Raw genomic sequence first — 12097 nt, forward strand, 5'->3', positions numbered from 1 at the left:
CTCTTCGCGCACGACAGGGATGCGTCCGACGATTATGGGCTCGCGGCGCCGCGAGGCTTCGCCGCGCTTTCGCCGCCGCCGGCTTTCGCGCGTTCGAGAGGCTTTGGCGGCGCCGCCGTCGCCAGCGCGCCTTCCGCGCCTTCGCTTGGGAAAATGCGCGCGACCATCGCCCTGCCGCGATAGGCGACCGGGCCAGGGAGCGGAACATAGCCGAGATCGAGCGCGACTTTCTGCCCCTCGCCGAGAATATAGTCCACGAAAGCGTTCACCAGCCGCAGCTTGTCTGCCGGATAGTCCCAACGCAGGATCAACCAGCTATAGGAGACGATCGGATAGGCGCCGGGGCCGGCGGGGTCGAGGGTCGAGGATTTGAGATTCTGGAGTCCGAGATAGGAGGATTGATTGATCGCCGCGGCTCCGGCTTCCGGCGAGGGGGCGACATATTTGCCCTCCTTGTTCTCCAGCGCCGCGACAGGCAGGCCCTTGCGCCTGGCGTAGCCATATTCGACATAGCCGATCGCGCCCTCGATCCACCTGATCTGCGCGGCGACGCCTTCATTTCCTTTCGCGAGCTTCACGAAGTCCGGCCAGTTCGCCTTCTTGCCGACGCCGACGGCGCTGTCCACCCAGCTCGGACTGATCGCGAAGAGATGGCTCGTGAAAGCGAAAGTCGTCCCGCTGGAGTCGAGGCGCGCCGTGACGGCGATCTCGCGCGAGGGCAGATGGACGCCCGGATTGGCGGCGGCGAGGCGCGGATCGTCCCAGCGGCGGATCTTGCCCAAGAAAATATCGGCGTAGACGCTGCGCGGAAGCCGGAGCCTGGCGCCGACGCCGGGAAGGTTGTAGGCGATCGTCACCATGCCGGCGGTGACGGGGAACTGCGCGCCGACGCCGTTCGATCTTTCATCGCCGGGCGACGGCGCGGCGACGTCGCTTGCGGCGAAGTCCAACTCGCCCTCGGCGAAGCGCGCAAGGCCCTCGCCCGATCCGACGGACTCATATGTGATGGCCGAGTCCGGATGATCCTTGTGGAAGCGCTCGATCCAGGCCTCGTATAGCGGCGCCGGAAAGGTCGCGCCCGCCCCGTGCAGCTCCACGCCGGCCGCCAGGGACTCGCCATGGCTCGCGCTCAGCAGCGCGATCGCCGAAATCAGCGCGCGCACTCCTCGCGCCGCGCGCTTTTTCGAGCCGGCCTTCAACGCCATTGTCATCTTTTTATCCTGGACCGCCTCTTAGCGATCATCCCGGATTGCGTCAATCGAGGCGAGAGCGCGCGGCGAAAAGTGGTCGCCCGCTTTTCGCTGAAGATTTATCAGATAGAGTTATGAAGCTATTGCGACGCCGATTGCTGGCGCGCATCCGAACGGACGGCCGTCGATCAAATCATGCCGCATGCGCCAGCCTTAGGGACACATGCGTTACAAGGTCGCGCAAAAAGCTGGAGCCCGCGCGACCCGGACACGGGCTCCCGCCGGGAAAAGCAACGGGCCTACTTGCCCATCATCACCGACATGGCGTCCTTGATGTCCTCGACGGTGACGAAGCCCTTATTGCCTTTGTCGATCTTTGTGAAATTCGCCGAGACGCGAGGCATGCCGGCCTTCGCTTCCTCGGGGGTCAGCTTGCCGTCGCCGTCCTTGTCGGCGGAAACGAATTTGGCCTCCATGGCGGCGATCTGCGCGGCCGACTGAGCCTGCGCCGCGGTGACGGCAAAGGCCGCGGCGACGACGGCGGCGGCGCCGATGTAACGTTTCTTCATCCCTTCGTCCCTTCTCGGCGCGCGCCAATCTCAGGCAAGGCTATCGCGCTCTTTGCTTTTTGCCCGCGCAGTCTTGCCCAAACGGCGCTTTGCGTCAAAGGGAGCCCCGGCTCGGCCGCATGATGTCGATGCGCCGCTGCATCCTGTCTCCAGATGGAAGCGAAGCCTTCCGAAATCCCCGCTTGACCGCGACTGATTCGCATTTTCCGAGCGTCTTTGCGACGATTCTGATTGTGAGAAGGAGACCGCAGGCTGCGCGGCGCGACAGACCGAAGCGCGTCTATAACGCCAGGGAATATTGCTTGGCGGAAGGAATTCCCTGACGGAATGCGTCTTGCGCCCATGCCGCGCGGCGCGATAGGAATTGGCGTCGCTGCAATTGATGAAGTCTCAGAATTGCTACGATCCGACAATACTCGTATTTGGATAGGCCCGATATGCCTGGAGCGCGCGGCGAATTAAAGCGGGAGCCGGTTTTCGCGAAAGGCGCGCTCTAAACCTTGGAATCGATCGCGCTGCGATTGGGCGGTTCCGCCCAATCGCAGCGCGATCTAAGCGCAAGCATAACGATTTGTGGAGGAACGCATCGAATGGCGCGTGTTTTATCGACCATTGTGACGGCTCTCGTCGCGGGCGCGATCGGCTTCGGCCTTGGCGTCTATGCGGCGCCGAGCGAAGGCGTCGCCTCCTTGCGGGCGGCAATTCAGAAATTGATGGCGCCGAAGGCGGAAGAGCCGGCGCCGGCCGCCGAGCCCGCGCCGACGGAGCCCGCTCCGGCCGCCGAGTCCGAAACGCCGAAGGAGCCCGACTCCGCAGCCGCGCCGCCCGCCGAAGCGGCGCCGGCCGAGACGCCCGCGGCCGTTGAGGCGCCTGCGGCGCCCCCGCCGCCGGCCGAGCCCGCGCCTGCTGCGGCGGAAGCGCCGGCCGCCGCCGCACCGCTTCCCGGCGAGCCGCCGGCCGCCGCCGAACCCGCCGCGGCGCCGGACGCCGCTGCCGCTCCCGCCAAGCCGAAACCCAAGCCGAAGCCGAAACCCAAGCCGAAGCCGAAGCCGAAGGCCGCTCCGGCCGACGCCCCGGCGGAAGAGCCCCCGGCGCAGCAGTAACAAGACGGCTCGCAAAAATTTTTCGGCCGGCGCTTCGCAAGCGCCGGCCGTTGCTTTTCGATTGTCTTCGGACGCTTTGCGCTGACGCGCGAATTTTTCGCGACCGGGGCGTGACGCCTCCTTCATCAAACGCTCATCGCACGCTCACATGACGCCGCTAGCAAATGCGCGATGCGGCAAGGCTCCAATTTGTCGGGGGACACGTCATGTCGAATGAGACGATGCAGAACGCCGGCTCGAATGCGGCGGAAAAGAAGGAACGTTATACCGGTAAGATCGCGGGCGGCCTGGTGGGCGGCGCGATCGGCGGCGTCATCGGCGCCCTCCTGCTCGGCGATTACGCCATCTTCCCGATCGCCGTCATGGTGGGCGTGCTCGGCGTGGGTCTCGGCTCGGTCTTCGACTGAGGACAGTCGGAGTTTTCAAGCGTAAGCATTTGAGCGCGTAGCTGCTCCTTGAAGAACAACCAGAGCCGGCGCACGGTTTTTCGCGCCGCACTCAAGGCCCCGCTCAGCGGGGCCTTTTTTCGTATTGCGGAGACAGTCAGGCGAACGACGATCCCGGACGATTAGCCGGCCAATCCCTCCCCCTCTCCCCGTGAAAACGGGGAGAGGGCCGGGGTGAGGGGCAAGGCCGCAACGGGAAAATCGGGGATTTGTTGCAGCATGCAAGCCACGAGCATTCGCATGGCGGCTTTGCCCGTCACCCTGCCCTCTCCCCGCTCGCGGGGAGAGGGGAGGATTTGGCGGCTAGCCGCCGAGATTGTTGTTCGCCGATCGCCCTGTTCCACCCCTGGCCCCGCTTGACGGGCGGAAAAAAGAGAGAACAATAGAGGAACAAACAATCGGCTCTCCTATGCCCACGCCCCGCTACGCCGAGCTTGCGACGACCACCAATTTCTCCTTCCTGCGCGGCGCGTCGCATCCGGAAGAAATGGCCGCGACGGCGGTGGCGCTCGGCCATTGCGGCGTCGGGATCGCCGACCGCAATTCGCTCGCGGGCGTGGTGCGCGCCTTCTCTTATCTCCGGGCGCATGAGAAGAGCGTCGGCGATTTCCGCCTGGCGGTGGGCGCGCGCCTCGTCTTTCGCGACGGGACGCCGGACATTCTCTGCTATCCGAAGGACCGCCCCGCCTATGGGCGCCTGTGCCGCCTGCTCACGAACGGCAATTTGCGGACCAGGAAAGGCGACTGCGCGCTTTTTCTCGACGACCTGCTGGAATTCTCCGAAGGCCAGCAGGTCGTCGTCATGGAGAATGGCGCGCCGCCCCCTGCCCTTCTGGAGGCGTTGGCCGGCCGCGTCTGGCTCGCGGCGACCGCCCTTTACGGCCCGCGCCCGCGCGCGCGCCTTCTCGGCCGCATCGAGCTTGCTCGAAAGCTTGGGCTTCCGCTCGTCGCCGTGAACGACGCGCATATGCATGTCGCCGGGCGACGCCCGCTCGCCGACGCGCTGGCCTGCATTCGCGAAAAGACGACGCTGGAGGAAGCCGGCTTCCTGCTCGCCGCCAACGCCGAGCGTCATCTGAAAAGCGCGAAAGAAATGGCGCGCCTTTTTCACGAGGCGCCCCACGCCGTCGAGGAAAGCGCGCGTTTCATCGAGGCGCTCGACTTCCGCCTCTCCGACGTGGCTTACGAATATCCGAGCGAATTGCGCGAAGGCTTTGCGAGCGAGCAGGAGGCGCTTGAGGCGCTTTCCCGCGAGGGCGCGAAGGCGCGCTATCCGCAGGGCGTTCCCCAACATATTTCCGCGCTGCTCGAACGCGAGCTGGCGCTTGTCGCGGAGCTGAAATACGCGGCCTATTTTCTCACCGTGCATGACATTGTGCGCTTTGCGCGCGGCGAAGGGATTCTCGCGCAGGGGCGCGGCTCGGCGGCGAATTCCGTCATCTGCTATTGCCTCGGCGTCACGGAAGTCGATCCGACGAAGCACGATCTGCTCTTCGAGCGCTTCGTCTCCACCGAGCGCAACGAGCCGCCCGACATCGACGTCGATTTCGAGCATGAGCGGCGCGAGGAGGTGATCCAGTATATCTACCGCCGCTTCGGCCGCGCGCGCGCCGGCATCGCGGCGGCCGTCATCACCTATCGCGGCAAGAGCGCCATTCGCGAGATCGGCAAGGTTTTCGGCCTCTCCGGCGACCTCGTCGGCCGCCTGTCGTCGGCCGCCTTCGGGCGCGGCAGCGAGCGCGGGACGCGCATGCAGGACATTGCGAGGCTCGGCCTCGACGCCTCGGAGCCGCGTTTCGCCATGGCGCTGGCGCTCGCCGAGGAGATCGAGGGCTTCCCGCGCCATCTCACGCAGCATTCCGGCGGCTTCGTCATTTCGCGCGACAGGCTGGACGAGGTCGTTCCCATCCTCCCCACGGCGATGGAAGGCCGCACCGCCATCGAATGGGACAAGGACGATCTCGACGCGCTCGGATTGCTGAAGGTCGACGTGCTCGCGCTCGGCATGCTCACCTGTCTGCGCAGGGGCCTCGACCTTCTGGCGCGGCATTACGGGATCGTTCATCGCCTCTCGAGCATTTCCGACAACGACGACAAGCGCGTCTACGCCATGATCTCGCGCGCCGACACGATCGGCGTCTTCCAGATCGAGAGCCGCGCGCAAATGTCCATGCTGCCGCGGCTGAAGCCCCAATGCTTCTACGATCTCGTCATCGAGGTCGCGATCGTCCGCCCCGGCCCCATACAGGGCAATATGGTGCATCCCTATCTTCAGCGCCGCATGAAAAAGGAGCCTGTCTCCTATCCGTCGAAGGAGCTGGAGGACGTGCTCGCCAAGACCTGCGGCGTGCCGCTCTTTCAGGAGCAGGCCATGCGCATCGCCATTGTCGCGGCCGGCTTCACGCCGTCCGAGGCCGATCAGTTGCGCCGCGCCATGGCGACCTTCAAGCGCGCGGGCCTCATCGGCGGCTTTCGCGACAAGATGATCACGGGCATGATGCACAAGGGCTATACGCGCGACTTCGCCGAGCGCTGCTTCAGCCAGATTGAAGGCTTCGGCTCCTATGGCTTCCCGGAAAGCCACGCCGCCTCCTTCGCGCTGCTTGTCTACGCCTCCGCCTGGCTCAAATGCCGCTACCCCGACGTCTTCGCCTGCGCGCTGTTGAACGCGCAGCCCATGGGCTTCTACGCCCCCGCGCAGATCGTGCGGGACGCCAGGGAGCATGGGGTCGAGGTGCGGGAGGTCGACATCAACGCCTCGGACTGGGACTGCACGTTGGAGCCCCGCCCGTCGCGCTCCGCGCGACACCCTCCCCGTAAAGGGGAGGGAGGGAAGCCGCTCCCCGCCTCTCAAACGTCATCGCCGGAGCCGGACCTGCGAATGACGGGCGTGAGCGAATCCCTCCCCTTTACGGGGAGGGTGGCCCCGCGAAGCGGGGTCGGGTGGGGCAAGGCCCAGCCAGAATGTGGCGGCGAGGACCCCACCCGGCAGTCTACGACCGCCGACCTCCCCGTAAAGGGGAGGTATTGGGCGCCAGCCTCGCCTGCTCGCCATTCGCCCAATATCCCGCCCCTCCACCCCCGCCATGCGGAAATGGCCGGCGACATTCGCGGAAACCACGCGGTTCGCCTCGGCTTCCGGCAGATCAGGGGCGTCGCGGAAGAGGACATGCGCCGGCTCGTGATGCGGCGGGGCAAGGGCTACGACTCGGTGCGCGACGTCTGGCTCCGGGCCGAGCTCTCGCCCGCGACGCTGACGCGCCTTGCGGAAGCCGACGTCTTCGCCTCGCTCGGCCTGTCGCGCCGCGACGCGCTCTGGGCGGCGGCGGGGCTCAATCGCGCCGGCGACAAGGACGATCTGCCGCTTCTACGAGAGCTGTCCTTCGCGCCGCTGGAGCCGGACGCGCATCTGCCGCCCATGCCGCCGGGCGAGGAGATCGTCGAGGATTATCGCTTCCTCTCCCTCTCGCTCAAAGGCCATCCCGTCGCCTTCCTGCGGCCGCGTCTCGAGGCGCGGCGCGCTTTGCCCTGCGAGGCGCTATCGCATTTCCCCGACGGCGAAAAGCGGCGCGTGACGGTCGCGGGGCTCGTGCTGCTGCGCCAGCGGCCCGGCACGGCCAAGGGCGTGATCTTCATGACGATCGAGGACGAGACCGGCCAGGCCAATATCATCGTCTGGCCGAAGCTGCTGGAGCGCCAGCGCGCGGAGATCATCGGCGCGCGCCATGTCGCTGTGACCGGAAGACTGCAAAAGGAGTCGGGCGTCATCCATGTCGTCGCCGAGCGCGTCGAGGATCTGTCCAGCGATTTGCGGCTCCTGGAGACGATGCGGGTAGCGAAAAGCGAGCCCATGCCCAAGGCGCGCAATTTCCACTGACGCGCGAAAGCGTGGCTCCGCCGGGCGGCTTCCGCATGGGGCGCCCCCTTCCCCGGTTTCCGCCTGATCCGCTTCGCGAACGCCTCGGCGTCATTGCGAGCGAAGCGAAGCAATCCAGCGCGGCCCTGGATTGCTTCGCTTCGCTTCTCGCAATGACGGGCGGGCGCCCGTTCCCGCGTCGCCATTGGCTATCGCCTTGGCGAAGGCCCGTCATCGCCAGCAAAGCAAAGCAATCCGGAACCCTAAGAGACGACTCCTGGATTGCGCGCCGCATTTTTGCGAAGTCGGCGTCAAGCCTCGAAACCGCGCGGCGAAGCGCCTATTTTCGTCCGAGTCGTGGAGGAAAGCATGGGCGCGCGGAACGATCAGACATGTGAGCGCGTCTCGCCGCTCCTGCGCCGCCTGGTCGCGCCCAATGCCGGGCCGTTCACCTATAAGGGCACATGCAGCTATGTCGTCGGCGCGGGCGAAGTCGCCATCGTCGATCCCGGCCCCGCCGATGAGCGCCATATCGGCGCCCTGCTTGCGGCGATCGAGGGCGAGCGACTCGCATGCATCCTCGTCACCCATTCGCATCGCGACCATTCCCCCGCCGCGCGCGCGCTGAAGGCGGCGACGGGCGCGACGATCATGGGCTGCGCGTCTCATGCGCCGCGCATGGACATTCTCGTCACGGGACCGGGCCTCGACGCCTCGCATGACCCCGCTTACGCGCCGGACGCCGCATTGACGGAAGGCGCGCGGATCGAGCTCGGCGGCGCGACGATCGAAACGCTGGAGACGCCGGGCCATACGCAGAATCACCTCTGCTTCGCGCTTCTTGAAGAAAGGGCGCTCTTCACCGGCGATCACGTCATGGGCTGGTCGACGACCGTCGTCGCGCCGCCGGACGGCTCCATGACCGATTACATGGAATCGATCGAGCGCCTGCGGCGACGCGACGACGCCATCTACTGGCCCGGCCATGGCGACCCCGTGCGCGATCCGCCCCGCTATCTGCGCGCCCTCGCGCATCACCGGCGCGCGCGCGAGGCCGCGATCCTGCAACGCCTCGAAGCCGGCGACGACACCATCCCCGCAATGGTCGCGCGAATCTATGAAAGCGTTGACAGCCGCCTGCACGGCGCGGCGGCGATGAACGTCCTCGCCCATCTCGAAGATCTGGTCGCGCGCGGGGTCGTCGCCAGCGACGGCCCGCTGACCCTGACGGGGCGGTATTTCAGGAAATAACGCTCGCCCCCTCATCGCGAGCGGAGCGAAGCAATCCAGGGCCACATCACGGCCCTGGATTGCTTCGCCTTCGGCTCGCAATGACGGTGGAGGCGCCGTAGCAAAGCAATCGGGCGAAGCCGCAAATGGAGCAGCGCTCAGCGCGCCTCGCCCTGCGGCAGCAGGATCACGACGTCATTCTTGTGAACCCGGCCGAGGCTCTTGCGCGTCTGTTCCTCGAGAATGTCGGCGTCGACATTCTCGCCCTTGATCAGCGCGATGCGGCTTTCCCACTGCATGCGCTGGAACTTCAGCGTGTCGCGCTCCATGCGCAGTTGCGCGAGCTTCTGCTCATATTCCTCGCCGGTCTTCAGCCCGCGCTGGCCGTTGACGCCGTGCCACACGAAATAGGACGCGACGGCCCCCGCCACGCAATAAAGCGTCAAAGGCAGGATCAGCGAACGGAGGAATGCGCCCAGTCTGTGCATGCTCCCAAGAATAGCGCCGACTTCTATAGGCGGCGTTAACGAGGGGTCAAAATGCGCAGCCCGATCTAGCGGCGCCCGCCGCGCGCCACGCGCTCGATCTCGGCGCGCACGAGGCGTTCGACGATCACGGGGAGATTGTCGTCCAGCCACTGCTTGAGCATGGGACGCAGCATCTCCTGCGCATATTTCTGCAGAAGTCCGCTGTCATTGATGAACATGCTCGTCGCGAGCGCCTGGAAATGCGAGGCGATGGACGACGCCGCCTCGGCGGAGACCAGCGGCGCGCCGTCGATCGGCTCGTCATTGTCGAGCGGCGCCTCGGCCGCCGCGACAAGCGCCGCCGCCGGCGATTCCGGCGCGTCGGCATGATCGTCCTCGGACTCCGCCGGCTCTTCGGCGACCGGCTCCGGCGCCGCGCGATTGAGACGGAGCTGGCGAATATCCGCTATCGGCGCCGGCTGCGGCCGCTCCGCCATGGGCTCGAGCTGCGGCGGCGGCGCGGGCTCGAGAGCGGGCGCGGGATAGGCGTTCTGGACGGCGATCGCGGGCTCGGCGGTCTCCTCCTCCCGACGACGGCCGTCACGCTCGCGCCGGGCGCCCGGCAAGCTGTCGTCGTCGGCGATGATCCGTCGAATCGAGGCGAGAATTTCCTCCATCGAGGGCTCATGCGCGCGCATCTCTTCCTGGAGCGATTGCGACGGGGCGGACGCGTTGGCTGCGCTCATGGAGTGCTTTCTTAAACGGTTAACGACGTGTTGCGGTGCGGTGGCCGAACATCTGTGACCGTCCGCATCCCGCGAATCAACACGGCCTTCCCCGAATTCCACACCTTTCGGCGCGCGCTGTCATCCGATCTCTTGAGGTCATCTGCCGTCGGGCGTGTCGACCCCGAACCATTTCGTCTTCACCTGCTCATAGTGAATCGACGGATCGTAAAATGCGACGTTGAGGCTCAGCTCCTCCGCGGAGAGCCGTCCTATCGCGCCGAGCGCGGCATAGGAGGCGACGACGCGGTCGCGCTGCGACAGAACGAGATTGACGCGCGCATTGAGCAGCGCCTGCTGGGCGTTGAGCACGTCGAGCGTCGTGCGCTGTCCGACCTTCGCCTCCTCGCGCACGCCCGCGAGCGCGGTCTCCGCCGCCTTCACGGCCGCCTGACCGGAAATGATCGAGGCTTTCGCCGTCTCCAGCAGGCCGTAGCTCGAAACGACGCTGGCGCGCACGCTGTCGCGCTGCAGATCGGCGTTCAGCCGCGCCTGCCCCAACTGCTCCTTCGCCTGGCGAATCGAGGCGTATTCGGAGCCGCCCTGATAAAGCGGAATATTGAGCTGCCCGCTGGCGCCCGCGGAGAAATAACGCGAGCCGGGCGAGCCCAGAAAGCTGTCGTATTGATTCGAGACTTGCGCGTTCACGGAGACCGTGGGCGAGAGCGCCGCCTCCGCCACCTTCACGGCGAGTTCGGCGGCGTCCACCTGATGCAGCGCCGACACTACGCCTGGATGCTCCGCGAGCGCGATGTTGATCGCGTCGTTCAGCGATTTCGGCAGGAGCGGCTCCAAAGAGCGGCCCGGCTCGAGATGGCCCGGCTCGTTTCCGATGATCTGGCGATAATTGGCGATGCTGGTCTTGAGCTGCGCCTGCGCCGCATAGAGCTCCGAACGCGCCTGGGCGAGCGAGGCCTCGGCCTGCGCCACGTCCGTGCGCGTCACTTCGCCGACCTGGAAGCGGTCGCGGGTCTGCTTCAATTGCTGATCGAGGACGGCGATGTTGTTCTTGCGCAAATTCACGACCGCCGTGTCGCGCAGCACGTTCATATAGGCGGTGGCGCCGTTCTGGAGGATCGCCTGCTCGGTCAGGCGCATGGTCGCGCGCGCGGCGAAGACGCCCGAGGCGGCGCGCTTCACGGAATTCTCGGTGGCTCCGCCGTCGAAGATGTTCTGCGTGACGTTCAGCGTCGAGCCGCGGGGATAGCCAAGATAGCGGTCATAGGAAAAAGCGCGGCCGTTATCGAGCTGATTTCGCCCGGCGGGAAGCTTCACCGTGCTGAATTGCGGCCCCCACGTCGCCTGGATGCTCGCTTTTGGGCGCATGCCGGCCTCCGCGATCGGCGCATCCTCGTCGCGCGCGCGCACATTGGCGCGGCTCTGATTGAGGTCGGGATTGCCGCCATAGGCGCGCGCCAGCGCGGAATAGAGGGACTCGGCCCGAGCGTCGGCGGCGGCGATGGCGGCGACGATAGCTGCGGCCGCAAAAACGGCAGCCGACTTCAACCTGGCGGCACGCAGCCGCCTCACCGCCGCCCCATCCATTTGGCGTTCCTCTCACTTTCCCGAAACAACCGTAAGCTCAGCAATTTGTGCCACTTCCGATTACTCAAGTTACGCGGTGCGAGAACGCTAGGAATGCAAATGGGGCAGAAAAGTGGCGTCAGAACGAGAAACCGGGCAGTCGGGCAAATCCGTCGAGCACTGTGGCATTTGCGTTGAACAGCGAGATGCGCCCGGCCGGCTGTCCGCCCTGCCGTTCAAAGCGCACGACGTGCTGGCCGGCGCCGGGCTCCGGCGTGACGATGGCGAGGAGGCGTCCGTTCGGCGCAAGCTGGGCGAAGAGCGCGTCGAGGCCCGCCTCGACGGCGCCCTGCACATAGATGACGTCGTAAGGGGCGGCCGCGGCGAAGCCCTTTTCGAGCGGCCCCGTTTCGACGCGCACGTTCCGGGCGCCGAGCGCCGCGAGGCCTTGCCTGGCCCGCGCGGCGAGCTCCGGGTCGTTTTCGAGCGCGACCACCTCGCCAACGAGGCCCGACAGAAGGGCGGACGAATAGCCGGCCCCGCCAATGTCGAGCGCCTTCTCGCCGGGGCGCGGCTCCCCGCCCTGCAGCATGCGGGCGAGAACCAGCGGCGGCAGCAGCGCGCGCTTGCGGCCGCCGGCGCCCTTTACCGTGACGGCAAGATCGGAATAGGCGAGCGCCGCCTGGCTCGACGGCAGGAAGAGCTCGCGCGGAACCTCGAGAAAGCGCTCCAGCAGCGGCACGTCCGTCACGTCGAAGGGACGTAGCTGGCGCTCAACCATGGTGCGCCGTAACTCGGCGGCCGCGCGCCCTTCTTCCGAATCCCGACGAACCGTCGCCACCGCTGCTTCCGACATTCGCTTCCCGGCGTCGCGCCGGCCTCTATTTTTGCAGAATTCTCCGGCCCAAGGCCGATGCGCTTTATAGG

General features: G+C 66.4%; 10 protein-coding genes. 4 read left to right on the plus strand and 6 right to left on the minus strand.

Annotated features, from left to right (window positions below):
* Positions 1-32: 32 nt before the first annotated feature.
* Positions 33-1211 carry a phosphate ABC transporter substrate-binding protein PstS gene (pstS, locus tag ACV7JP_RS16900; RefSeq protein ID WP_457796816.1) on the minus strand — a complete coding sequence of 393 codons (1179 nt, stop codon included), beginning with the start codon at positions 1209-1211 and terminating at the stop codon, positions 33-35.
* Between the two features lie 278 nt (positions 1212-1489).
* Positions 1490-1759 (minus strand): hypothetical protein, encoded by a 270-nt coding sequence (locus tag ACV7JP_RS16905; protein ID WP_457796817.1) that lies wholly within the window; start codon positions 1757-1759, stop codon positions 1490-1492.
* A gap of 590 nt (positions 1760-2349) precedes the next feature.
* Here ACV7JP_RS16905 and ACV7JP_RS16910 point away from each other — a divergent pair.
* The 4 genes from ACV7JP_RS16910 to ACV7JP_RS16925 all read left to right on the plus strand — a co-directional run bounded on the left by ACV7JP_RS16910 (position 2350) and on the right by ACV7JP_RS16925 (position 8415).
* Positions 2350-2862, plus strand: a complete 513-nt coding sequence (locus ACV7JP_RS16910) for a hypothetical protein (protein ID WP_457796818.1) — start codon at positions 2350-2352, stop codon at positions 2860-2862.
* 206 nt (positions 2863-3068) lie between these two features.
* Positions 3069-3269 (plus strand): hypothetical protein, encoded by a 201-nt coding sequence (locus ACV7JP_RS16915; RefSeq protein ID WP_457796819.1) that lies wholly within the window; start codon positions 3069-3071, stop codon positions 3267-3269.
* 448 nt (positions 3270-3717) lie between these two features.
* On the plus strand, positions 3718-7185 hold the full coding sequence (locus tag ACV7JP_RS16920; RefSeq protein WP_457796820.1) for an error-prone DNA polymerase: 3468 nt from the start codon (positions 3718-3720) through the stop codon (positions 7183-7185).
* 348 nt (positions 7186-7533) lie between these two features.
* A complete protein-coding gene (locus ACV7JP_RS16925; RefSeq protein WP_457796821.1) occupies positions 7534-8415 on the plus strand; it encodes an MBL fold metallo-hydrolase in 882 nt (293 codons plus the stop codon).
* Between the two features lie 137 nt (positions 8416-8552).
* Here the strand turns inward: ACV7JP_RS16925 and ACV7JP_RS16930 are convergent, their stop codons facing one another.
* The 4 genes from ACV7JP_RS16930 to ACV7JP_RS16945 form a co-directional block, all read right to left on the minus strand.
* Positions 8553-8882 (minus strand): septum formation initiator family protein, encoded by a 330-nt coding sequence (locus ACV7JP_RS16930; RefSeq protein ID WP_457796822.1) that lies wholly within the window; start codon positions 8880-8882, stop codon positions 8553-8555.
* A 65-nt stretch (positions 8883-8947) separates the two neighbouring features.
* Positions 8948-9607: a PopZ family protein gene (locus ACV7JP_RS16935; protein WP_457796823.1), complete on the minus strand. Its 660-nt coding sequence runs from the start codon at positions 9605-9607 to the stop codon at positions 8948-8950.
* 138 nt (positions 9608-9745) lie between these two features.
* Positions 9746-11191: a TolC family outer membrane protein gene (locus tag ACV7JP_RS16940; RefSeq protein ID WP_457796824.1), complete on the minus strand. Its 1446-nt coding sequence runs from the start codon at positions 11189-11191 to the stop codon at positions 9746-9748.
* Between the two features lie 118 nt (positions 11192-11309).
* Entirely contained in the window at positions 11310-12026 is a 717-nt protein-coding gene (locus ACV7JP_RS16945) for a protein-L-isoaspartate O-methyltransferase family protein (RefSeq protein ID WP_457796825.1), read from the minus strand.
* Positions 12027-12097 lie beyond the last annotated feature (71 nt).

The organism is Methylocystis sp. S23 (assembly GCF_054106005.1).